The sequence below is a fragment of the Mesorhizobium shangrilense genome, from assembly GCF_028826155.1.
GTDB classification, from domain to species: domain Bacteria; phylum Pseudomonadota; class Alphaproteobacteria; order Rhizobiales; family Rhizobiaceae; genus Arvimicrobium; species Arvimicrobium flavum.
In genome coordinates, this window is sequence record NZ_JAQGPN010000001.1 from 4,391,917 (window position 1) to 4,415,917 (window position 24,001).

The 24,001-nt window shown below is 61.8% G+C and carries 18 protein-coding genes, 1 tRNA gene, 1 pseudogene and 1 riboswitch; of the genes and pseudogenes, 11 read left to right on the forward strand and 9 right to left on the reverse strand.

Annotated features, from left to right (window positions below):
* Positions 1-161: 161 nt before the first annotated feature.
* The 3 genes from PD284_RS21240 to PD284_RS21250 all read left to right on the forward strand — a co-directional run bounded on the left by PD284_RS21240 (position 162) and on the right by PD284_RS21250 (position 6,370).
* Positions 162-3,836: a S8 family serine peptidase gene (locus PD284_RS21240; protein WP_274630113.1), complete on the forward strand. Its 3,675-nt coding sequence runs from the start codon at positions 162-164 to the stop codon at positions 3,834-3,836.
* Entirely contained in the window at positions 3,829-5,409 is a 1,581-nt protein-coding gene (locus tag PD284_RS21245; protein WP_274630114.1) for an MBL fold metallo-hydrolase, read from the forward strand. Before PD284_RS21240 ends, PD284_RS21245 begins: the two co-directional genes overlap by 8 nt.
* Before the next feature lie 64 nt (positions 5,410-5,473).
* Positions 5,474-6,370 (forward strand): histone deacetylase family protein, encoded by an 897-nt coding sequence (locus PD284_RS21250; RefSeq protein ID WP_274630115.1) that lies wholly within the window; start codon positions 5,474-5,476, stop codon positions 6,368-6,370.
* 53 nt (positions 6,371-6,423) lie between these two features.
* Here the strand turns inward: PD284_RS21250 and PD284_RS21255 are convergent, their stop codons facing one another.
* Entirely contained in the window at positions 6,424-6,687 is a 264-nt protein-coding gene (locus tag PD284_RS21255; RefSeq protein WP_274630116.1) for a DUF6460 domain-containing protein, read from the reverse strand.
* 183 nt (positions 6,688-6,870) lie between these two features.
* Here PD284_RS21255 and PD284_RS21260 point away from each other — a divergent pair.
* Positions 6,871-6,944: transfer RNA gene (locus PD284_RS21260), tRNA-Gly, on the forward strand.
* A 163-nt stretch (positions 6,945-7,107) separates the two neighbouring features.
* The gene (locus PD284_RS21265) at positions 7,108-7,449 is read left to right on the forward strand and encodes an Arm DNA-binding domain-containing protein (RefSeq protein WP_274630117.1); all 342 of its coding nucleotides are present in this window, start codon (positions 7,108-7,110) and stop codon (positions 7,447-7,449) included.
* Here the strand turns inward: PD284_RS21265 and PD284_RS21270 are convergent.
* The 3 genes and pseudogenes from PD284_RS21270 to PD284_RS21280 all read right to left on the reverse strand — a co-directional run bounded on the left by PD284_RS21270 (position 7,427) and on the right by PD284_RS21280 (position 10,239).
* Positions 7,427-8,369 (reverse strand): annotated as a pseudogene (locus tag PD284_RS21270) (IS630 family transposase). The gene PD284_RS21265 and the pseudogene PD284_RS21270 sit on opposite strands and share 23 nt — an antisense overlap.
* A 171-nt stretch (positions 8,370-8,540) precedes the next feature.
* Positions 8,541-9,302, reverse strand: a complete 762-nt coding sequence (locus PD284_RS21275) for a reverse transcriptase domain-containing protein (protein WP_274630118.1) — start codon at positions 9,300-9,302, stop codon at positions 8,541-8,543.
* 379 nt (positions 9,303-9,681) lie between these two features.
* Complete coding sequence (locus tag PD284_RS21280) at positions 9,682-10,239, reverse strand: recombinase family protein (protein WP_274630119.1); 558 nt, start codon at positions 10,237-10,239, stop codon at positions 9,682-9,684.
* Between the two features lie 321 nt (positions 10,240-10,560).
* On the opposite strand from PD284_RS21280, the gene PD284_RS21285 reads away from it, so the two are divergent.
* The 3 genes from PD284_RS21285 to PD284_RS21295 all read left to right on the forward strand — a co-directional run bounded on the left by PD284_RS21285 (position 10,561) and on the right by PD284_RS21295 (position 14,821).
* Entirely contained in the window at positions 10,561-12,153 is a 1,593-nt protein-coding gene (locus tag PD284_RS21285; RefSeq protein WP_274630120.1) for a VPA1262 family N-terminal domain-containing protein, read from the forward strand.
* Between the two features lie 227 nt (positions 12,154-12,380).
* Positions 12,381-12,791, forward strand: a complete 411-nt coding sequence (locus PD284_RS21290; protein WP_274630121.1) for a hypothetical protein — start codon at positions 12,381-12,383, stop codon at positions 12,789-12,791.
* Positions 12,791-14,821, forward strand: coding sequence for a hypothetical protein (locus PD284_RS21295; protein WP_274630122.1), 2,031 nt, complete (start codon positions 12,791-12,793; stop codon positions 14,819-14,821). The genes PD284_RS21290 and PD284_RS21295 overlap by 1 nt, the downstream gene beginning before the upstream one ends.
* 281 nt (positions 14,822-15,102) lie before the next feature.
* Here PD284_RS21295 and PD284_RS21300 read toward each other — a convergent pair whose 3' ends face one another.
* Positions 15,103-16,131: a hypothetical protein gene (locus tag PD284_RS21300; RefSeq protein WP_274630123.1), complete on the reverse strand. Its 1,029-nt coding sequence runs from the start codon at positions 16,129-16,131 to the stop codon at positions 15,103-15,105.
* 568 nt (positions 16,132-16,699) lie between these two features.
* On the opposite strand from PD284_RS21300, the gene PD284_RS21305 reads away from it, so the two are divergent.
* Positions 16,700-17,326, forward strand: a complete 627-nt coding sequence (locus PD284_RS21305; RefSeq protein WP_274630124.1) for a hypothetical protein — start codon at positions 16,700-16,702, stop codon at positions 17,324-17,326.
* 543 nt (positions 17,327-17,869) lie between these two features.
* Here PD284_RS21305 and PD284_RS21310 read toward each other — a convergent pair.
* The 3 genes from PD284_RS21310 to PD284_RS21320 all read right to left on the reverse strand — a co-directional run bounded on the left by PD284_RS21310 (position 17,870) and on the right by PD284_RS21320 (position 21,079).
* Positions 17,870-18,520: an acylneuraminate cytidylyltransferase family protein gene (locus tag PD284_RS21310; protein WP_274630125.1), complete on the reverse strand. Its 651-nt coding sequence runs from the start codon at positions 18,518-18,520 to the stop codon at positions 17,870-17,872.
* Positions 18,521-18,645: 125 nt separating this feature from the next.
* Entirely contained in the window at positions 18,646-19,830 is a 1,185-nt protein-coding gene (locus tag PD284_RS21315; RefSeq protein ID WP_274630126.1) for an amino acid aminotransferase, read from the reverse strand.
* A 124-nt stretch (positions 19,831-19,954) separates the two neighbouring features.
* A complete protein-coding gene (locus PD284_RS21320; RefSeq protein WP_274630127.1) occupies positions 19,955-21,079 on the reverse strand; it encodes a 2'-deoxycytidine 5'-triphosphate deaminase in 1,125 nt (374 codons plus the stop codon).
* Between the two features lie 41 nt (positions 21,080-21,120).
* Positions 21,121-21,197, forward strand: a riboswitch (SAM riboswitch).
* Between the two features lie 44 nt (positions 21,198-21,241).
* On the opposite strand from PD284_RS21320, the gene PD284_RS21325 reads away from it, so the two are divergent.
* Both PD284_RS21325 and apaG read left to right on the forward strand, forming a co-directional pair.
* A complete protein-coding gene (locus PD284_RS21325) occupies positions 21,242-22,429 on the forward strand; it encodes an O-succinylhomoserine sulfhydrylase (RefSeq protein WP_274630128.1) in 1,188 nt (395 codons plus the stop codon).
* A 105-nt stretch (positions 22,430-22,534) separates the two neighbouring features.
* Entirely contained in the window at positions 22,535-22,927 is a 393-nt protein-coding gene (apaG, locus tag PD284_RS21330; protein ID WP_274630129.1) for a Co2+/Mg2+ efflux protein ApaG, read from the forward strand.
* On the opposite strand, the gene PD284_RS21335 is transcribed toward apaG, so the two are convergent.
* Positions 22,928-23,911, reverse strand: a complete 984-nt coding sequence (locus PD284_RS21335) for an Hsp33 family molecular chaperone (protein WP_274630130.1) — start codon at positions 23,909-23,911, stop codon at positions 22,928-22,930.
* Positions 23,912-24,001 lie beyond the last annotated feature (90 nt).

Genomic DNA, 24,001 nt, shown 5'->3' on the forward strand with positions numbered 1-24,001 from the left:
ACTCATCATTCCTCAGGTTCATCTTGGAATACCTTCGGATATCGGCGCTGTTGCGCCAGAGCGGGCAGCGCAGAGGTTGCGCGCGGAATGTGCCCGCAGAGCCTTGAAGAACCGCCTGAACCGGATTTTTCCAGGCGCGGCGAACGTTGAGAGGAACCGGCATGGCCAGATCCGACGGGCTGCTCGTCAAGGTCCGGGGCGACGGCGCCGGATTTGCGGCCAACACCCGGTCGCTTCGCGCCGGCAAGGTCGAGGCCGAGGCCATCCTGTCGATCCCGGCCGCATCCGAAGGCGGCATGGGCGTCGCCGGCGGCCAGGGCGCGACATGGCTGAAGATCAGCGCGAAGAGCGTCCAGTCAGAAAATCCCTGGGACAATGCGCACCGGATCGCGGAACGTCGCGAAGCCTTCGCGGCCGCGGGCGGACCGTCGGTGCTGGCAGTCGAGCCGGATTTCGTCCAGCAATGGGACTACAAGGACGGCCGCGGCGACCCCGGCATGGCGCTGAGTGCGGCCCCGGCATGTACGTTCGACGATCAGGACAGCGGCGGCGGCAAGGCCATCTTGCCGGGCAAGGTCGCCTGGAACGCCGGTCCGGGCTTCAGCCAGTTCGCAGCGGCGCGCACCAAGGTCGGGTCGAAACAGTCCCTTATCACCGTCGCCCATCTTGATACCGGCTTCGATCCGGCACACCGCACCGTTCCGGCGAACCTCGCGGCGGCGCTGCAGCGGAACTTCGTCAATGACGGAAGGCCTGCTAACGACGCCACCGATCACGCTCCCGCCGGAACGCTGACCAGCAACCCCGGCCACGGCACGGGGACGCTCAGCTTGCTGGCCGGCAACCGCCTCGCCGGCGTATCGCCCGGCTGGGAAGACTTCAGCGACTTCGTCGGCGGGGCTCCCGGCGTGTCGGTCATCCCCGTCCGCATCGCCAACTGGGTGGTGCGCTTCACCACCTCGACCATGGTGCAGGGCTTCGATTATGCGCGGGCGAAGGGCGCGCATGTGCTTTCCATGAGCATGGGCGGCCTGTCGTCCAGCGCGCTCGTCGACGCCATCAATCTGGGCTACGACGCCGGACTGGTCATGGTGACGGCCGCCGGCAACAATTTTGCGGGCGTGTTGAGCAGCATCGTCTTTCCGGCCCGCTACAAGCGCGTCCTGGCCGCCTGCGGGGTCATGGCCGATGGCCGCGCCTATTCCGGGCTCGGGCTGACGACCATGCAGGGCAATTTCGGCCCGCCATCGAAAATGGACACTGCGATCGGCGCCTATACGCCGAACGTGCCGTGGGCCGAAATCGACTGTCCCGAAGTGGTCGACATGGACGGCGCCGGCACCTCCGCGGCAACGCCGCAGGTCGCGGCGGCGGTGGCACTCTGGCTGGCGCAGCACTGGGATACCGTCAAGACCTATCCGCAGCCCTGGATGCGCGTCGAGGCCGTTCGCCGTGCGCTCTTCGCATCGGCGGCCAAGTCCACGCCCAAGATGGGTCCGGCGGAGACCTTCCAGAAGCTTGGCCAGGGCGTCGTCCACGCCAGCGCCGCCCTGTTGCAGGCGCCGGCGCCCGCCAGCCAGTTGCGGAAGCTGCCGCCTGCCGAGTATTCGTGGCCCTGGGCCAACCTGCTCTTCGGCGGGGGCGTCAGCGTTGCGCCGGGCGGCGCGTTGTCCCAGCGCGACAGGATGCTGGTGCTGGAACTCACCCAGATGGCGCAACGCGTCGATGCAGTCGAGAAGGCCATGCTCGACCCGGACGCCGACCCTGCGCAGGTTTCGGCGGCCGCCCGCAACGCCTATCTCGAAGCGGCGCTCGACGAGGGCAATCCGTCGAAGCCGCTGAAGCATTTTTTGGAAGGCATACTTGCGCGACCGGCGGCGAAGCCCGCCAAGGCTCCCCCCATCCAGACCGCGCCCACCATAAAGCGCAAGCCGCGCCCGGCCGCACCGCCCAAACGGCGGCTGCGCATCTACGCGCTCGACCCCAGCGTCGGGACGAAGCTCGATTCCGTGTCGGTTCACGTCGCCACGCTGTCGGTGCCCTGGGACGACCGGCCTGCCACCAGCGAACCCTTGAAGCCGGGGCCGGTCGGCGAGTATCTGGAAATCGTCGACATCGACCCGGCATCGAACCGCGTCTACGACCCCGTCGACCTAAACGACAAGTACCTTCTCGCCCAGGATGGGCTGCAGCCGTCGGAAGGCAATCCGCAGTTCCACCAGCAGATGGTCTACGCCGTGGCGATGACGACCATCGGCAATTTCGAACAGGCGCTCGGCCGCCGCGCGCTGTGGGCGCCGCACTATGCCTATCGCGCCCGCAGCAGCGGCGCGTCGATGATCACAGGCTACGAGGTGCCAAGGCTGCGCATCTACCCACATGCGCTGCGCGCCGAAAACGCCTACTACAGTCCCGACAAGAAAGCGCTCTTGTTCGGCTATTTTCGATCCGAGGGCGGCGCGACCGCCACGACGCCGCGCGGATCTACGGTCTTCTCATGCCTCTCCAGCGACATCATCGCCCACGAAGTCTCCCATGCGCTCCTGGATGGCCTCCACCGTCGTTTCCAGGAAGCCTCGCCTCCCGACGTGCCCGCATTTCACGAGGCGTTCGCGGACATCGTGGCCCTCTTCCAGCATTTCACCTTGAGGGAATTGGTGAGCTTCGAGATCGGCCGCGTGCGCGGCGATCTTTCTGCGGCCAACCTGCTTTCCGGGCTCGCCGCCCAGTTCGGCGAAGGCAGCGGCCGGTCCGGTCCGCTTCGAGACTACGCCAATCCAAAAATGGCCGATCTGGACTATGACACGACCATGGAGCCGCATGACCGGGGCTCCATTCTGGTCATCGCTGTCTACGAAGCCTTCCTGGCCATCATCGCGCGCCGAACCGAGGACCTGGTTCGCCTGGCGACCGGCGGCACCGGCGTTCTTCCGGCAGGCGCGCTGCATCCCGGCCTCGTCGACCGCCTGACGGACGACACCGTGAAGACGGCAAAACACATGCTCAACATGTGCATCCGCGCGCTCGACTACTGTCCCGCGGTGGACATCACCTTTGGCGACTACCTGCGCGCGCTCATAACCGCGGACATGGACGCCTTCCCGGAAGACGGGCTGTACTACCGCACCGCCTTCATGGAGTCGTTCCGCAAGTGGAAGCTGCTGCCGCGCGACGTTCGTACCGTATCCACCGAGACACTGGCATGGGACGGTCCGGCCGACCCGTCGCCCTCCTGGTTGCGCGGCCTCTTCGAACGCGTCGACCTGTACCGGATCCAGAAGCGCCCTCGCTCAGAGACCTTTGCGATGGATGAAAGGAACCGCTGGGCGCTGTGGACACGCATGAAGCGTGCGTTCAACGACGCACCCGACCTCTACGAGCAGTTCGGGCTCCTTCCCGACATGCCGCGATATACGGAAAGGGGCGCGCTTCTGCGCCCGGCCGAGAAGGGAAGCTCGACGTTCGAGGTGTCGAGCGTGCGGCCGACCCGTCGCGTGGAGCCTGACGGCTCTTTCCGGGTCGAGGTTGTCGCCGTCATGAACCAGCGCGTTCCGTTGCGCGACGATGGAACCCTGGCCTTCGAGGGCGTCAGGGAAGGGGAAGCCTGGTCGTGGTTCCGCGGCGGCGCGACGATGATCCTGCACCCGCAGCTGGAACACGAGGAAATCCGCTACCTGATTGTCAAGAACATCAACAGCGAGCAGCGCCGGCTGCGGCAGGCGGAGACCGCATCCCGAAACTTCATGTCGCCGTCGCGGGCGCTCTACTTCGGCGGCGACACATCCGAACCATTCGCCCTTCTGCACGCGCATGACGAGGACGACGATCATGGCTAAGAGGGAAAGCAAGCCCAAAGGCGCCCGATCGAAGACGGGAGCAGCGGCCCCCTCCCCTGCCGCTACGGCAGCGGCGGCCGCGCGCGCCACGCCGCCTGCCCTGACCGTGCGCCATTACTGCCAGGGCATCGGCGACTGCCACCTCCTCACCTTCTTCAAGGACGACGGCAGGCCCTTCCGGATGCTGATCGATTGCGGCATCCACTCCTCGGTCAGCGGCGGTTCGGATCTGATCGACGCGATCGCGACCGACATACGCGACGTCACCGGGCGTTCGATCGACGTGCTCGTCGTGACACACGAGCATTGGGATCACGTCTCGGGTTTCTCAACGGCGGGAGAGATCTTCCAAAGCATCCCCGTCGGCGAGGTGTGGATGGCGTGGACGGAAGATCCGGACGATGCCGACGCCAGGGAGTTCGACATGTTCCGCGCGCAGGCGGTTTCGGCGCTGCAGGGGGCGAGCCGCCGGATGGAAGCTGCTGGAGAAACCAGCTTCCATATGTTCAGCCTCGGAAAGGGCCTGCAATCCGTTCTCGGCTTCCAGTTCGGAGCCAAGGGCGAAAAAGTGCGCGCTGCCCGCGACGCGGCGGCCAGACTTGGCACGACGCAACCGCCCCGCTACCTGGAGCCCAGCGCCGCGCCGATCACCCTGCCGGGCGTACCCAATCTCAAGGTCTACGTACTCGGGCCGCCGCGCGACAGGAAGCTCCTCAGGTTGGAGGAGAAGGCGGACGAGATGTTCCCGCTTGCGGACCTGAAGGGTTGGGCGCTCGGAAGGATGCTCGCGGCAGGACTTGCGGCCTCGGCGGGAGAGGTCGGCCCGCTGCCCGGCGAGGACGCCCCGTTCGACTACAATATCGGCACGCCGCTTGCCGACGCTCTGAACGGCCATGCCGGCGCGATCTCGGATTTCGTGAACCGGCACTATTCCGGGCCGGTTCCGCAACCCGAGCCGCCGGCGGAGCGGAAGCGCGCCAAGCGCGTCGTGGACCAGAATCTCCTCGATCAATCCTGGCGGCGCATCGACGCCGACTGGCTGGGCATCGCCGCCGATCTCGCCCTGCAGCTCGACCGCGGGGTGAACAACACGAGCTTGGTGCTTGCGTTCGAGATCGGCAGCGCGGGCCGCGTCTTCCTGTTCCCCGGCGACGCCCAGATCGGCAACTGGCTCAGCTGGAAGGATGTGAGCTGGCCGGTCGACACTGGCACGGTGACGGCCGCCGACCTTTTGGCGCGCACGGTCTATCTCAAGGTGGCCCATCACGGCAGTCACAACGCCACGCCGCGCCGGAACGGCCTCGACCTGATAACGGCCCGCGACCTCTCGGCGTTCGTTCCCGTGAGCGAAGAGAGCGCGAGGAAGGTCGGCTGGAGCGAAATGCCGTTCCAGTCGATCCTGACGGCGCTGGCCTCGAAGACCAGCGGGCGCGTGGTTCGCGCCGACGATCCGTGGATCGGCGCGTCCGGCGGCGTCCCGGGATTCACGACGCCATCCGGATCGATCCTGGCGGTGCGCAGCGGTGTCATCAAGGGCAGTGCAGCCCGCTGGGTGGAGTTCGATCTCGCCTGATCGAAGCGCTCGAAAGGGGAACAGACGCTTTTCCGCGCGCCGCGCTTGCGGTACCGATCCTCGCATGCCGCTCCAGATCGTCAGCCACCCTGACTACGATGCAGGATTTCCCGCCAGCCACCGGTTCCCGATGGGGAAGTACGGCGCCTTGATCGAGGCGTTGTCGGCGCGGGGGCTGATGAACGCCGCCGAACGGCCGGCCAAGCCACCACCGGAATGGCTGAAACTCGCCCATGACCCCACCTATGTCGAGCAGGTGCTGGCGTGCACGGTTCCCCCGGGCATCGAGCGCGAGATCGGCTTTGCGATCGGCGAGCGGGTCTCGCTGCGCGCCCAGCTCGCCAGCGCGGGCACGATCCTGGCGGCGCGGCTGGCGCTCGCCCACGGCATCGCCTGCAACGCGGCCGGCGGCAGCCACCATGCGCGCCGTGCGCACGGCGCCGGCTTCTGCACCTTCAACGACGTGGCGATCGCCAGCCTGCTGCTGCTGTCGGAGGGCGCAGTGGGGAACGTGCTCGTGGTCGACCTCGACGTGCACCAAGGCGACGGAACAGCGGAGATCCTCGCGGCCGAGGAGCGCGCGTTCACCTTCTCAATGCACGGCGACAGGAACTATCCCGTGCGCAAGGCCAAGTCCGATTGGGACATACCGCTGCCGGACGGCATGAGTGACGAGGCCTATCTCGCCACGCTGCGCGAGGCCCTGCCGAAACTGGCGGGTCTGCGGCCATGGGATCTCGTCTTCTACAACGCCGGCGTCGACCCGCACGGGGAGGATAGGCTCGGGCGGCTCGCCATGACCGACGCCGGCCTTAGAGCGCGCGAACGTCTGGTCATCGAGTGTTTCCGCGCGCGACGCGTGCCGGTCTGCGGCGTACTCGGCGGCGGCTACAGTCCGGATGTGCGCGCCCTGGCCGAGCGCCACGCCATTCTCTTCGAGGTGGCCGCGGAGTTCGGGTGATCGCCCGGGAACGATCAGATTCCTGGCTGACCGGACTGCCGGTCGCGCCGAGCTCAGCTTCGGAAGCGCGTGATGCGGATGATCAGGAAGAGCGGCACCACGATTGCCGCGCCGAGCAGCATGTAGCTCAGGAAACGGTCGAGCGTGGCGAAGCCCATGTTCCAGATGCGCTCGAACAAGGCCTGGATGCCATAGACGATATCGAGGGGCGTCCAGCCGAATGCGCTCATGACCAGGCCGACCAGAAACGAGACGACGACGAGTTTCAGCAGCACTTTGAGCGGCGAGTCGCCGAGGAACCGGGTGAGGCCTTGCATCGTCCGTCAGTCTCCGCGTGGATTCTGGCCTGCAGATACGCGGCCCGGGCGGCGGCTTCAAGGCAGATCGTCGCCCATTCGCCGCGTGGTTTCGGCCGGCGTTCCAGGGAGGCCGGCTGCGTGGAATGCGCCGCGGCTTTTCCAATTGCGGACGCACTGCCCGCCATGCTAACCACAGCCTGCGCGGGTATGATGTAATGGTAGCTTGTCAGCTTCCCAAGCTGAACGCGCGGGTTCGATTCCCGCTACCCGCTCCAGCAAACCGTCCAACGAAGGCAGCATAGGCCAGTATCCCCGGGATTCTTGGGCTGCTCGCCTCGCGCGCACGTAGCGACGTGCAGCTCCATACCGTGACATCCAGTGGGTTTTTCGGTATGGGTCACGGTATTGCGCATAAGGTTGGGGCCTCAATACCGTAAGATGGCGCTCACAGATATCCAGGCTCGTAACGCTAGGGCTGATGAGAAGCCCCGCAAGTTGTCCGATAGCGCGGGCCTTTACCTCTACATTTCTACAACCGGCGTGAAGTCGTGGCGGCTCGACTACAGCTATGCCGGAAAGCGCAGAACGCTCACCTTGGGGACTTATCCACAGCTCGGCTTGGCGAATGCCCGCGAATTGCGTGATCGCGCGAAGGGGAAACTTGCCGAGGGGATCGATCCGTCTCTAGCCAAGAAGCGCGAGCAACTCGCGATTAAAGCCGCCGCGGGAACCACGTTCGGGCTAGAGCGGCGTGCATTCAGGCATACCCGGCGGCCTTGAAGTAGTTCTGGCATTCGGTTGATGGGTAGAGGGTGCAGATGTCGCCGATGGCCTGCCAGAGGCGGTCGATGGTTCGGATGGCGCGCGTCCTGAGGTGAGCCTTCAGCTTTGAGAAGGCCATCTCGATGGGGTTGAGATCGGGGCTGTAGGGCGGCAGGAACAGCATCCATGCGCCACGCGCCCGGATGGCGGCCTGCGCCTTTGGGCTCTTGTGGGCGGCGAGGTTGTCGAGGATGACGACGTCGCCTTTGGACAGCGTCGGTGCGAGTTGGGTCTCGACATAGGTTTCGAAGATGCAGCGGTTCATCGGCCTGTCGACGACGAAGGGCGCAGTCAGGCCGAAGCATCTCAGCCCGGCAATGAAGGTCTGGGTCTTCCAGTGCCCGAACGGCGCCTTCGAGCGCAGCCGCTGGCCTTTTGGACATCTGCCGCGCAGGCGCGTCATCCTTGTGGTGGTTCCGGTCTCGTCGATGAACGTCAGGCGATGGGGTTCAAGCCGCATCCTCGGCTGGCGGGCGACCCACACCTAGCGCGCGGCTGCGACGTCGGGCCGGTCCTGCTCGCTGGCGGACAGCGTTTTTTTTGAAGCGGTAGCCGTTGCGGATCAGCCAGCGCGAGATCGAGGACGGCGCGACGACCGTGTCTCGCCCGGCCAGTTCGGAAGCCAGCTCCGGCATGGTGATGTCGTCTTGCTCGGCGATCCGGCGCACCAGGAAATCCCGGTGCGGATCGAGTTTCGAGTAGCGCCAGCCGCCCTCCGGCTTTGCCTTGAGGCTGCCGCTCGCACGATACGCCGCCATCAGCTTGACGACGAACGACACCGAAACGCTGAAATGGGCCGCAGCCGCATGGCACGTCCCGCCGCGCCCCACAAAGCCCGCAACACGCTCACGAAGATCAAGCGAATAGGATCGGGTCATCGCAAATCACCTCCAACCGAAGTGAATCACGAAAACCCAGCTGCTAGAATCCCTTAGATTCAGTCAGAACGCCCGACGCTCTAGACGTGATACTCGTTCGATAGAGATCATCACTTTTGATGAGCTTCTTGAACGGGCACAGTTCATCATCCGCGATGGTGCAGATGTAGGTCAGAGCAGGGATTGAAGACGTGCCAACTCGTTCTTGGACAAGGCTCCGACATATTTCTCTATTGCAGCCTTTCCCGCTTCCGACGCCACAACGTGATCGTCCACGAACTGCCGCATGCGGTCGTCAAGAACAGTGATTTTCTTTGCCGCCAGATGGCAGTTGAAGCTATCGACGCCTGCTACCGCGACTGCGAGCTTGTTTTTCGACAGGGGAAAACCGGCCATCTCTGCGGCGGAGGTCACGGCATCAGATACCTCGGCCAGAACGACTTGATCGTCGCAAGAGATCAGGATGTCGTCCATGTAAACTGACACAAGGAAGCCTGCGTCAGATAATTGCCTTAGTTGGCTACCCAGATGCGATAGTTCCAAAACCAGTGTCGCGAGCATCGGCGACTGGCAGAAGCCATACGGGACGACTTTCTTCAATCCCTCGACCACGACACCATCGACAGCGATGTTGAACGCTCGCGGCTGAGGAAAACCGGTCTGGCGTAGGGCGCGGTAGACCTTCGTTCGCGTTACCTGTCCAAAGAAGTTCGTGATGTCGAATCGGGAGAAGAATGCGCTCCCTTGGTGCATGCGCAGCGCCGCGACGTGGCCACCGTGACGTTTGAAGTGAAAGAAAATCCGATGCGGCTTGTATCGCTTTAGGATCTGTTTGATCGCCGCTCGACCCCTAACAACTGCGTCCTTGCGCTGAATGTAGACGAACTTACCCGGCTTTAGCTCGAAGCGCCTCTCGTAGTTGTGGATCGCCATGAGTAGAAGAAAACCTCATTCGCAAGCTTCAGAAGCGCGTAGCAGATCATGATGATCCAATACGTGCTCGGCCCGACCCTGCGAATGAGGCGAAGGATGTAGCGAGAATATGCCATGGGCAACCCTCCTCTGCACAGCTGACGGCCCTTCACTTGCGTGCAAGTCGTCTTCTAACAGTCGGTTTCCCGGTATTCCGAGATGCCGATACATGGTGTCCCCAAGTAGCCCCAGAGGCGGTCAGGGTTCTCCTATCGTCAGCCGTCTGCGATATGGGTTTACCGCGCTAAAGTTGCAAGGGGAAAGGCTGAGCGGATTCATTTGGTGAGATGCCGAAAGGGTCTGAGCTGCTCTTTGAGCGCACCCGGCTCAGGCCCATAGCTCAGCGGGCATCAGTTCCACCATTCAGGATTCGATAGATCTGCATCCGTGAACAACCCATCGCGACGGCTATCTTCGCCACCGGCGTGGCCGCCGCAGCCATTTCCGTAATGCGCCGCCGATCAAGTCGACGTTTGCCCCCAGTGTAGGTGCCCTGCGCTTTGGCAAGCTCAATACCCTCGCGCTGACGCTCCTTGATGAAGCGCCGCTCCATCTGGGCGACCATACCCAGCACCGTCAGTACAAGATGCCCCATCCCACCGCGCGTCGAGACATGCGGGTCGAGCACGGTGACGAAGGCACCTCTCTGTTCGCACTCATGGATCAGGTTCAGCACGTCGCGCGTGTCGCGGCCAAGCCGGTCGAGCCGGGTCACCACCAGTTCGTCACCGAATCTCAGAAACTCAATGATCGTGGCTAGTTCGGCTCGGCCCTGCCGAGTAGCCCCGGAGACCTTTTCTGACCGAATAATGCTGCAACCCTCAGCCTGCAGCTTCGCTACCTGCAAGTCGAGATCTTGATCGGTCGTGCTGACGCGTGCGTAGCCAATACGAGCCATGTGTCACCTCAAGGTTTAGGCCCGAGGCTACCTTATCACAAATAGTCGGTGTCAACCCAGATGTTACATCGCAGCCTGTCACACCACGCCGTCACATGCGGGTATACCTTGAGGTGATCGCCTCGAGAGCTTCATAGCGCTTGCGGCGAGCGCATGGTTGACGCGTTGCACACGCGACTTGCGTCGACAATGACCTTGTTGTTTGCTGATCTCCGCCTCCAGCCAGTTGTGCCGATGTTGGCAAGTCGCTTGGTTCTTAAATGGCTGCCGGTCTCCCGCCGCTTTTCATTGACTAAGACGTCATTTAGAGGATAGCCCGATTTGATTGACCAGCAGATATCGAACCTCGACGCTTATCATAGTGCTATCGTTCGAATCGCAACTGTTCGTGACAATTCTGGTGGGGGGCATGCTTACCTCCTCTTCGCTAGCATCGAGTTGATTGCGGCAGGCCGGCCCGTGCCTGAAAGCACTCCGACTAACGAAAGGGGCTTGCCACACGTTTATCGTTCTAAGGCGACTGATCTCAACCTAGCATTTCGCCGAGTAGCTCTGGACGCAGTGGGCGCAGTGGCGTGGTATCGGTCACTGGCTCAAAATCCGACGCTTCCAATACCTCAACTTGAAGCTGAGAGGGGGAAGTACGACGGGACAGCGATAAGAGCTGCGCCGCTGGTTGACGAGCCAACATGGCCATCGCTCTCAACGCCCTTAGCAGACCCAACGCTGTTCGGATCGGCAGACGACTTTTATCCAACACCATTCATTGGCCCGGGTGCCCGTCCGGCACGGGTTCACCGTCAGCTTGCAGCGCGGACACCGCTTATCGAGCGCGTGATTGAAGATCCCGATGTGCGGACTTGGCTACGGCAGCGGATTCACTTCGATGTCGCACGTCATGATGAACTGGTCGGTGGCGCGGTGCTTGTGGTGCCTGATCCCGACGTACGCGCCGTCCGTACGTTCATGACGCGCAACGCGGATGGACAGGAGCATCTGGTTGGAGAAGTCTTGGCGCGCCGTGGTCGTACGTTGCGCGACCTGACCTTGACGCTCTTCGAAGAGCGATTCGGTGCGATGCATCTCTTCAACACCTCAAAGGTCGCAAACACTCTAGTGATCGTGCCCACCAGCGATCAGTTGGAGCACACCGGCCATGCCCTGTCTCATATCGAACGCGGTCTGGTCGATCAGCGGAAGGCGCTGCCATACATCAGATCGATTGGTCTCAACATGGGAGTTATCGGCCGACGCGTGCGTATTGAGACCCAAGAGGGACGGCGCAAAGCCTCTAAGCCGGTCGCTCATGATATCAATGAGGTAACACGTGCGACTGATACTATTGGCCTTCGATCTGCTAGCACTACCCCGCGTGATGCTATCTCGCGCTTCTACGAAAGCTCGGAGAGACGGCAACAACAGCGGCTTGCCCGCCGCCAAGATCTACAATGGTTCGACAGGCGCGATACGGCGCTGAGCTTCATCCGTGGCCGGATTGGCAACGCCCGCGAAACGGTCCTCATCATCGACCCTTATGCAGATGGAAAAGACCTTTTCGACTTCGGGCATTTCGTTACACGCGTCGATATCCAGCTTCGCCTGCTTACTTCTAGCTTGCCGTTCAAGAACGATAGCATGATGCAAGCTGGGTTCAGAGAAGCGCTACGGAGTTTCTCGAAACGGGGCTTGCCCACACCTGAGATCAAGATCATGCGGGGTGGGAAGAAACCGCCAATTCACGACCGATTCCTCTTGATCGATGGCGATGTTTGGCTCTCAGGAAATTCGCTAAACACGATAGGGACGCGGGCCAGTGTTATGATTAAATTACCGGATCCGGGCGCCGTGCGCAAACGCTTGGAGCGCCTGTTTGCCGAAGCAAAGTCGATCTCGATTGAGGGGCGCGGCCAATGATAGTACTTCCACCGCCGATACAAGTAGAAGTGGCCACGCCAGCGCGACCCACTCGCACCTTTACACCAAGGCTGAGGTGGCCAAGCCTCGACAGCGCCTACTCCAGTGTCGATCTGGCTCGCTTTCCATCGCCTCAAGAAGAAATTTGGCGGTACACTGTCGGGGAGTTCGGAGCTTGGTCTGAAGAATTCGTATCGGCCGTTCGTATTGCTGCGTCCCGTGTCTGGTTGATCGATGGCTACCTCTTAAAGGCGGGCGAAAACGCCAGAGGCAGTTTCTCGCAGGTCTTCGAGCGCGTACTTGGCCAGACATCCGCGCAGGACATCCGCCTGCTCACGACAGGCAAGGATGGGTATGAAGAACAGATTGCGTCTCTGCGCCAGCTGCAAAATGAGCGCCGCGCACCGCCGCGAAACGAGTCCTTCACCATTGACGTCCGACTGCTTCGAGTGGGTCGAGCGAGCGCGCGTCTGCCGCATGATCGTTTTGCTCTGATTGATGACGAACTGTGGCACTGTGGTGCAAACGTTGGCGGCACGCACCATGAGATCAATGCCTACAGCTACGGGTGGCCCGCGCACGATACCGGCGCGGTAGACTATTTCGAGCGCCTCTGGAACGCGGCGGTATTGCCGTAATGAAGTGGCCGGAAGAAGAAAGCGATGAGGACAATTATACCGGTCGTTATCGGCAGGTCGCGGACGCGGTAGTTGCGCGCTACCTGACAGCGCCATGGCGTCAGGCGGCGGTCGCGAGCATCCGCGGGCTCGTTGAAGCCTGCCTTCGAGAGGCAAATCGGAACCAAGAACTTCCTCGTCCGCCTGACGCTGCGCGGCTTCGGGATTGGTTGGATAGGCATGCGCTTTCAGATGTCGTAGATGCCCTCCAGCAAGACGACAGCGAAAGCGGCTTGGCGATGGACGGCGCGATGCTCGCGGAAGCAGCCGGCACCTTGTTCTGCAATCGTCCAACCGTTTTGCGTTGGCAACTGGTTGGTCGGATCATTGGAAGCGGACCCGTAGCCCGGATGGTTCTCGTCGACTTGGTCAAGCGTCGAATCTCAAAGCGACCCAGCCTGCGCGATGACCTTCGTAACATCGCTCACAAAATAGTGCATCTTATGAGAGACAAGCCAAGCTCATCCGCAATCCGCGCTGACCGGGCGGCGATGTCGCTAATCCATCATCAGTGGCAAGCGCAGCCAGACCTGCAAGAAATCTGGTTTGGCCTACGGTCGCTGGACACGATAATGCCGGTCCGTGGTGACTGGTGCATTTTCGATCTACTCCTAGCCATAGATATCGGATTTGCGACTGAACTCATCGAGTCTCTTGGCGACCCCTATCAGCCCGCGCTGATACTGCAGAACGGTGCGTTCAATCCTCACCGCCGTTTCGACGATTGGAGAGTGCTGGTGGAGGCAGCGCTTCCTGCCTTCGAAACCGATGGCGCTTGGAACGGGCGAGTGCTGCTGCCTCTGCTTCTGCTCGCGGCCCAAGAGGCGATTCGTAGCGGGGTCGGCTATCACAATTTGACCGAAGACGAGATTGGGCATCGCGATGCGCGACTGGTGGATCTCGCCAAACACGTTGCGGCAGCCGTTTGGGCTAGATCGGACGGTCCGGCAGCCGCCTTGCGTTGGAGCGGCTGGTTGTTTCGCTTGATTCTGTCGCAGCTCAACGGAGAACATTTGAACTTTCCCGATGCCAACAGCCGAGCCCGGCCAGCTTGGCTTACGGTCCAAGAATTGGTGCGATCATCCGAGTCGTCGGCATGGCTGAACATGCGATCCGCAGATATCGCGCCTGAGGACGAGCTTTGCCTAGAGGCCGTTCGCATACTCGCTGCGCAGGAACATAACCAACCCGTTCCCGGACGGGAACTCCTCCTACAAATGCTCCCCAATCAGCCGGAAGATTTCTTCGGGGGCGAAAGTGGTAGGCGCATGCGGGAGCTCCCGACCCTATTCGTCCTCTGGGGCAAAAACCCTGATGCGTTCGGAACTCGCGTGCTGGCAGCTGCACTATTCGACCAGAGTGTCGCAATCGCCTTCGCTGATCTGTGGCGCCGGACACTGACATTGCGCGAGATCGCCGAGCACGGCCATGCTTTCGATTGGTACGACGGTGCTTACGACGACGGCGTGAGACAAGCTTCGGAAACGATCCAATTTATAATCGCGCTTGGCATCAATCTCGTCGACTACATTCAGGACGTTCGCCAGACAGTCGTGTTCGAAAACCAACGAGCTACGGCGCTCGCACTTTTCTCAACATTGCATGATGCAACGCGTGAAATGCTCGCTACCGACCCTCTTGGCCGGCAGCACATGGAGCTCACCCATAACCACCTAACAGTCCGTAGGCTTCTCTACGAAAATGGACTCCACATGGAGAATGCCGTGGCAGCGCCCCTTGAAGAAACAGACTACCCCACCGCTGGTGATCTGATCTGCGAGCGGTGCGAAGTCAGCCGTTCATTCTTTGCGGGCCTGCAAATGATGCGCGTAAACGGCATCCCCCGCGAGCGGATTGCAAGCGCGTTGGAGAGCGTCGGCGTCCAACTCGACCTGCTTGTAGGACAAGCCCAACGACTGAATGCAATTGAGCACAGTCGGACCATCGAGCTTACCGGTTTCGAGGTTGTTTCATCGATAGAAACAGGTTGACGCTTCTCTTGGATCATTCGGCGGACGGTGGATTTTTTGCGGAAGAAATGGGAGGATTGTTTGAGGTCCACGCTTCGATGCAGACGACACTAACGCACTTGAAACAGCCAGTGAGCTATGTGCAGCGCAGCTTAGTTACGTCCAACAATAGTATGGGTGAAGTGTGGGTTCTCCCAAAGCTTGAAATCAACTCCCTGCGCGACGAAGTGGCAGAGAGATCGGATTTCGTTAGACTGACTTCGACACGCCGTCTTTCATTTCAGTGGTGAGCGAATAATTACCTAGGATGGCAGTTTCCCATATGCCTTTAAAATTAGAGCGGTATCTGAGCCGTCTATGATGCAATACCTCCGGGGCCTCCGAAGGTCATACGCAAGCCCCTCCGCATTTTTCACCACGGTGTTGGCAATTTTATTGCAATGCTGCACGACCACAAGGTCAGCCGGTTCATTGAAGGCGCGAATAAGTTGGTCCCCACGCCTGCCCATGTCCTTGGGGTGCATCTCTCGGGGTAGCGACGGCCCCTTCAATATGAACGCTGCCGTGGCCGGGAGGCCGTCAATCGTAAGTCGCGACGTCAGCAAATCCGACCATTCACCACCCCAATCCTTCGATGTAAATGGCTCACCGATTATCTCAGAGAGCGCATTTTTGACGTCTTCTTCAGGAATTTTCCGAACACTCGCGACCTCGGCGCTCGTCACTCTGGCCGTACGAATTTTGCTAAATTGGTCTATTTGGCTGGGATATACGCGAATTGAAGATGACCAAGACACAGACAGGAGGCCGAAGTCCTTGGACACCTCGCCAACGATGTAGGGGAAGGCTTCTATGTTAGGTCCTTCAAACTGAAACCCACCCGCGACCAACATGCGTCGCTTACCGCTGAGCATCCCCGGCGCGCTTATCGAATAGAAATGATCATTGTGCAGTTCCCCTTGCACCTCGAACATCTCATTTCCTAGGGGGATGCTCCCCGAAAAAGTGGCATTCTTGAATGGCTTACCATCGTGCTCGCGACCGATGGCTTGTGACGCCCCGCGAAATGTGAACACCCCCCATACGAAGCCGAGAATGCGCTCACCTTCCGAGCCTATGCTTGGAGACTTTTCGGTTAGGTTTGGGACTTTACCGGTCCGCAACAACCGCTCTGCCAGATTGCCCATTTGGTTCATCGCCACAACACGCGCTCTGGAATTTTGCGCTAACGAGACTTGTGCGTCCGGTGGTGGCTCCAACCCCGCGAGGATTGAGAGGCGTCGGCTGTTGAGATAGTATGGCAACAGTCGTAGATCATCGAAGTCGGACATACAGTCTGTCTCTCCATACCGAGATGCTTCATTAGCTGCCGCTTGCTTAGTGGCAGCATGCCACCTGCGGAAGTGTCGACTTTCGAAGGCCACAGTGCGTGAACAGATCATTTTAGAAAGCACGCGGCGTGCAGCCAAGAACGGTGGGCATTCTCCCTGAAGACACGTAATTCGAGAGCGCCACGGGCGTCAGCCCCAATCATTGGGACGGGATCGTGTGGCGTCAAATACCTAAGCGATCCACTTTCCCTGTGAGCGGGTTTTTGCCGCCGGCGCGCCAGTCATTTGCAAAGCTGTGGTGGGTAGCTAGGAATAGTGAGAAGAAGTGTCCTTGGCGCTGGGCTCGACTGCTACCGGCGCGGCTGCTTCATTCTCGAAGCTAAGCAGTCTGGCAAGCAGCAAGATGCTAAAAGTCGATTCCGACCAGATGCTCCTGATCCCAAAGGACGCCACCTAGCGCAAGCCGGGCAGGCAAAGCGGGGCACACGCGGCTGAGATCAGGTGATGCGGGGCGCTCGCAAAAGCAGAGAATGAGGCCCGTGACAACAGGTGGCGTAGGGAGGGGTCATTGCTTGAGCAAATCATCGAGCTATTGAATGCGAATCTGGTTCGTGTCGAAAATCTGACCTCACGGTACGGTCCACCAAGACCGGGCAGGAAAGCTCTGAACGATACTGATATGCTGCGTGCCGCATTGGTTCTCCTGCATGCTTCAATGGAAGAGTTTCTGCGGTCTCTACTTATCTGGCGTGCTCCATCGAGTGCCAAGGAGGTGATAGATACCTTTCCGCTCGCGGGTACCGGGAAGAAGCATCCGGCAAACTTTCAGTTAGGCTCTCTTGTTGCCCATCGTGGGAAGACCGTTGAGGAACTGATCAGACAATCTGCGACTGAGTATCTGGAAGCCTATTCGAGTTTTAATGACGTTGGCGATGTAGTGAAGGCAATACGGACTTGCGGAGTTCCGCAGCAGACCGTCGAAGCTCACGATTTCAGAGGCCTCGCTGCGATGATTGAGCGAAGGCACAACATTGTCCACAAGGCGGATAGGAACAACGTGCAGCAGGGACAAGGCAATCATCGCACCAAGTCAATCGACATCGGACATCTGAACAACTACGTTGCCGCTGTTAAGTCACTCCGGGATTTCGTCAACGCACAACTGGCAAATGCAGGGCAGGGGGCTGCTAACTAACTGCATCTGTCACGTCGGCAATTCACCCTTTCTTGCAAGGCTTACCTCGGCTTGTTTCATATCCTCATCAGCAACAACCTTCCTGTGCACCATGGCGGCTAACGTCATATTGCATTTGGCGACCAGAGTTACCGGCCGCCATCGCTTGCTGGTCCGCTTTACTGGCAGGTAATCCTCACGAGCAACGGGTCTGAGTATATTCGGTATTGATTACGGTATTCATGCCTTATCCACAAAGATTTTGATTTTAAATCAGCACTTTAGTGAGCGGGTTCCCTTCCCGCTACCCGCTCCAGTGCATTCTCCAACAACGTCAAACAAGAGCCGACAAGCCTCGGTTTTCGGCGCTTTTCGCCTCGCGCGTTTCGCGTAGCGGGGCTGCACCTCGCGTCAGCGCCTCCTCCTTTCTCCCACTGCCCTTCTGGAAGAACGTCTTTCGAATGCTAGCAGCTAGCAGTTCGTGTGCTGGCTTGAGGCCGCCGGGGCGGTTCTCACCTGGTGCGGACTTCGCCAGTTGCGCGTCCCTGCCTCGTCGGGCGATGTCTAAGCGAAGAGCGCTTTCGCGACGGCGAGATCGTGGGGCGTATCGATGTCGATCGACCGCTCGACCGGCATCGTATAGGCGACCGCGTCCTCCCACCATGTCCTGCCCGACCGCAGGTAATCGGCGTCGAACACATAGACCGCCCCGTTGGGTGCGACGAACTCGGCGTCCTGACGCTGGGCGGCAAATTCGAGCGCAGGGCTGATCCGGCCATCCGCGGCCTTGGCAAACAGCCACGGCTTTGCCGGGGAGACCGAAACCACCGGCCGTCCCGTCGCCACGTGAAGATCGAAGCAGGCCGAGATGTCGGTCGCAGTGCGTAGCGGAGAGGTCGGCTGCAGCAGGATCACCGTCCTTGCTGGAAACTGCTCCAGTGCGTGCAGCACGACGGATATCGACGACGCCTTGTCGTCCGACAGGTGGGCAGGCCGCAGCCAGGGCACGAACGCACCCGCTTCGATGGCCTTGTCGGCGATATCCTGGCCGTCGGTCGACACCAGCACGGTGTCGCAGCACCCGGACTCGCGCGCGGCGCGGATGGTCCATTCGATGAGAGGGCGGCCGTGGAAATCGATGATGTTCTTGCCCGGCAGTCCCTTGGACCCTGCGCGCGCCGGAATTACCGCCAGCACGGAACCATGGTCAGCCATTCGTCACTCCAACTGCGCTGCATTGCCCGACGAACCGAGGCGCGCGGTCCGTCAACGGCGACAAATGTCGCCAAGGAGCATGGCCGGGGAATGGCGGACATACTCCGTGTCCTGGAGGCGGTCGGTCAGTCCAGGACCGAAACCACCGCCTTGGCCAGATCGTCGAGGCGGTCGTCCGGCAGTCCGGCGACGTTGATGCGACTGTCGTCCACCATGTAGACGCCATGCTTCTCGCGCAGCCGCGCCACCTGCTCGACGGTCAGGCCAAGACGCGAGAACATGCCGCGATGACGGGCCACGAAATCGAACCGGTCGGAGTTGGACTGTCGGCGGAGCGCATCCGCAAAACCCTCGCGCAGGCGGATCATGCGCGCGCGGATTTCGTCCAGCTCGCCCTCCCATTCGGCGCGAAGCGCCGGATCGGACAGGATGATGCGCACCACCGCAGCGCCATGGTCGGGCGGCATCGAATACATTCCGCGGGCAACCGAGAGCAATTGGCTGAGCGCCGTGTCGGCCTCCGCCGGGGTGCGGCCGAGAAGTATCGCAGCTCCCACACGGTCGCGGTACACGGAAAGGTTCTTGGAGCAGCTCGAGGCGGCCGCGAGTTCCGGCACCCGGGCGGCGAGCAGGCGCAATCCGGCAGCGTCGGCATCGAGGCCGTCGCCGAAGCCCTGGTAGGCGATATCGACGAACGGAAACAGTTGACGCTCGACCAGCAGGTCCGCGAGCGCGCTCCACTGGGCATGGGTGAGATCTGCGCCGGTCGGATTATGGCAGCAGCCGTGGAGGAGAACGACGTCGCCTGCTGCGGCGTCGCCGAGCGCCGCCATCATCGCATCGAAACGCACCGTCCCGGTGGCGGCATCGAAATAGGGATAGGAGGCGGTCTTCAGCCCGGCCGCATTCAGGATCGGCACGTGGTTCGGCCACGTCGGATCGGAAATCCAGACGGTGGCTTGCGGACGCGAACGATGCAGCAGTTCTGCGATGACGCGAAGCGCACCGGAACCGCCCGGAGCCTGGACCGCACGCAGGCGCGACGTGTCGGCGCCGGGCCCGAACACGAGACTGACCATGGCGGTGTTGAAACCGGGGTCGCCCGCGAGGCCCACATAGCTCTTCGAGCCCTGCTCGTCGTAGAGCCTCCGCTCCGCCGCGCGGACCGCGCGCATGACAGGCGTGCGCCCCTCCGGATCCTTGTAGACGCCGACGCCCAGGTCGACCTTGTTGGGGCGCGGATCGTCGCGGAACAGGCCGATGAGGGCCAGGATCTTGTCCGGCGCGGCCGGCTGCAAGGTTTCGAACATGATTGCGCTCCGGGATTTGGCGGCGATTTCATAGGCCGCTTTCGGCAGTCACGCCAGCGTCCATGGCCTCTGGGCCAATGGTTGCCCTCGGCTCACCGTGATGGCGTGCTCCCAACTCCGGGTCTCAGGACCGAAAATGCTTCGACAGTTTGAGGTTCTGCGCCTGGTAGTTCGAGCCCAGGTCGACCCCGTAGAGCGCCTTCGGCCGCGCCAGCATGTGCTCGTAGACGAGACGGCCGACGATCTGGCCATGTTCTAGGATGAACGGCACCTCATGGCTGCGCACCTCGAGGACGGCGCGGCTGCCGGTGCCGCCGGCCGCCGAATGGCCGAAGCCAGGATCGAAGAAGCCTGCATAGTGGACGCGGAACTCGCCGACCAGCGGATCGAAGGGAGTCATCTCCGCCGCGTAGAGGGGCGGCACGTGCACCGCCTCGCGCGAGACGAGGATGTAGAACTCGTCCGGATCGAGGATCAGCTCGCCGCTGCCGCGACCGTAGAGCGGCTCCCAGAAATCGAGCACGTCATGTGCGGCCCGCTTGTCGACGTCGATGACCGCCGTGTGGTGCTTGCCGCGGTAGCCGATGAGGTCGTCGCTGCCGCCGCGCAAGTCGATCGACAGTGCGATGCCGCCGCCGGTTATGTTGGGCTGATCGACGGCGACGAGCGTCTCGCGTTGATGAAGATCGGCGAGTTGGGCTTCCGACAGCATCGCTTGGCCGGTGCGGAACCTGATCTGCGACAGGCGGGAGCCGGCGCGCGCGACGATCGGAAACGTCCGCGGGCTGACCTCGATGTAGAGCGGCCCGTGATAGCCCGCGGCGATCTTGTCGAACTCCTGGCCGCGATCGGTCATGACGCGGGTGAATATATCGAGCCGGCCGGTCGAACTCTTCGGGTTGGCCGAAGCCGAGATGTCCGACGGCAGCGCCAGCGTCTCCAGCAGCGGCACGATGTAGACGCAACCGGTCTCCAGGACTGCGCCCTGGGTCAGGTCGATCTCGTGCAGCTTCAGCCGGTCCAACTTGTCGGCGACCAGGCTGCCGGGTCCCGGAAGGAAGCTGGCCCGAACCCGGTAGGCCTTTTCGCCCAGGCGAAGGTCGAGGCTGGCCGGCTGGATCTGATCGCCATCAAGAGGCCGCGCCGAGGCCAGCGCACCGGAGGCGAACAGCGCCTGGATAGCCTCGTCTGGAAGAATGCCTGTCTGCCGCAAGCCGTTTGCTCCATTGTTTGGCGCGGGACCTTTCATGATCAAAGACGTTGACGCAAGCATGAGCCAGCGTTAAGGGAAAGTTATCCCGTGGTGATTTGCCGGTCGGCTTGCAGCCACGTTAAACAAGTCGCTAAAGGGCCGAGATGAAACCGGTTCGCGACTTTTGCGGCCGGTTTTTTTGTTTTTTGGGTTTAGGCGATGAGCAAGATCGAGAAGAGCTGGCGGCCACAGACCGCCTTGGTCCACGGCGGCACGCTGCGGTCGGAATTCGGTGAAACGTCGGAGGCGATCTACCTGACGCAGGGCTTCGTCTACGACACGGCGGAAGCTGCGGAGGCGCGCTTCAAGGGCGAGACCCAAGGCTTCGTCTACTCGCGCTACGCCAACCCCACCGTCGACATGTTCGAACGCCGCATGTGCGCTCTGGAGGGAGCCGAGGAGGCGCGCGCCGCAGGTTCGGGCATGGCCGCGGTCGCCATGGCGCTGCTCTGCAGCCTCAAGGCCGGCGACCATGTGATCGCAGCGCGTGCCATGTTCGGCTCCTGTCGCTGGATCATCGAGACGCTGATGCCGCGTTACGGGATCGAGTCGACACTGGTCGACGGAACCGACATCGCCAACTGGGAAAAGGCGGTGCGTCCGAACACCAAGCTCTTCTTCCTCGAAAGCCCCACCAACCCGACCCTGGAGGTCATCGACATCGCGGCCGTCGCGAAGATCGCGCGTGCGATCGACGCCCGGCTGGTCGTCGACAACGTTTTCGCGACACCGCTGCAGCAGAAGCCGCTGGAACTTGGCGCCCACGTCGTCGTGTACTCGGCAACCAAGCATATCGATGGCCAGGGCCGCTGCCTCGGCGGCGTCGTTCTCTCCGACAAGAAATGGATCGACGAGAACCTGCACGACTATTTCCGGCATACGGGCCCCAGCCTTTCGCCGTTCAATGCATGGACGTTGCTGAAGGGCCTCGAGACGCTGCCGGTGCGCGTCAAGCAGCAGACCGAAAGCGCTGCCCGCCTCGCCGACTTCCTCGCCGAACACAAATCGATCGCGCGGCTCATCTATCCGGGCCGGCCCGACCATCCGCAGGCAGATCTGATCAAGCGGCAGATGCGAGGCGGCTCGACGCTGATATGTCTGGACGTCGAGGGCGGCAAAGCCGAGGCGTTCCGCTTCGTCAACGGGCTGAAGATCGTCAAGATCTCCAACAATCTCGGCGACGCCAAGAGCCTGATCACGCATCCGGCCACGACCACGCACAAGAACCTGACGGACGAGGCGCGGGCGGAGCTCGGCATCGGCGCAGGAACACTTCGGCTTTCGGTCGGCCTGGAAGACGTGGACGACCTGCTCGAGGATCTGGATGCGGCGCTGCGGGCAGCCTGAGGCGCATCGCGCTCCCGGACCGCCACGACGCGCCCGGGAGCGCGCCAAAGACAGCTAACCGTCGCTTCCCGAACCTGCTAGTCTTCCGCGCCAGAGGAAGCCAGCATGTACCGTGCCGTCACGCGCCAGATCGAAGTCAGTGTCGAGCCATTCTATCTCGTCGATCGGTCGGCTCCCGAAGAGAGACGCTACTTCTGGGCCTACCGCGTGACGATCGACAACCAGTCGGCTGAATTCGTCCAGCTGCTTTCGCGATACTGGCACATCACCGACGGGACGGGACGCATCGAGGAGGTGCGCGGGCCCGGCGTGGTCGGAGAGCAACCGGAACTCAATCCCGGAGACAGCTATCAGTACACGTCGGGCTGCCCGCTTTCCACGCCCTCGGGAATCATGGTTGGCCACTACACCATGCGCAATGCCAGCGGCGAGATGTTCAACATCGACATCCCCGCCTTCTCGCTGGATCTGCCGGACCGGTCGCGGACGGTGAACTGACTACTCGACCGCCGTGAATTCGGTTGGATCGAATTCGTAGCACTTCGAACAGAACTCGCAGTCGACGCGAATCCGGCCCTCTTCGACGCTCTCGCTGATCTCCTCGGCGGAGAAGCCGTCGAGGATGCCGCGGATCTTGTCTCGCGAGCAACTGCATTCGTCAGCGATGCGGACAGCCGGGAAGACGCGCACGCCATGATCGTGGAAGAGACGGAAGAGCAGGCGCTCGGCGCCGACCGTCGGATCGATCATCTCGGTTGGCTCGATCGTGTCGACGAGGAGTTGCACCTCCCTCCAGGAATCGTCCGTCGGATCGGCCGCATGCCCCCCGTCCCCATCCCCGCCGGGAAGATCAGGAAGCCGGAGGCGCTCAGGGGCTGCCGGCAGGAATTGCGCCAGCAGGCCGCCGGCCCGCCAGTGCTCGCCGCGGTCGCCGGGAAGCCGCTGCCGGGCCACAGCCAGGCGGACCGTGGTCGGAATCTGTTCCGACTGCCGGAAATAACTTCGCGCGGCCTCTTCGAAGGAGGTGCCGTCCAGCTGGACGATGCCCTGGTACCGCTGCATGTGCGCGCCCTGGTCGATGGTGAGCGCGAGCACGCCTCGGCCAAACAGATCCTGGGAAGCGGTTTTGCCGGCGGCGACCGCAGCGGCAACCTTTTCGGCGTCGAAACGCGCATAGGCGCGCATCGCATTGGGCGTCGCAAAGTCGGCGACCAACATGTCGACCGGACCGTCCGTCCGCGTCTGCAGGATGAACTTGCCTTCGAATTTCAGCGACGTGCCGAGCAACGCCGTCAACACGATAGCCTCGGCGAGCAGCCGGGCCACGGGCTCGGGATAGTCGTGCCGGCCGAGGATCTCGTCCAGAAGCGGGCCGACCTGAACGGTGCGACCGCGCATGTCGAGCGCCGAGACTTCGAAGGGCACGACATGGTCGTCGCCCGCGAAGCCGAACTCGCCCAGTTTTAGTTGCGTATCAGCCAATTCGCCGGCTCCCAAACACGTCGTGCGGGCCGACAGGACATGCGTCGGGCCCGCACGATGTTCATAAGTTCCTAATGTGATGCCGACCAG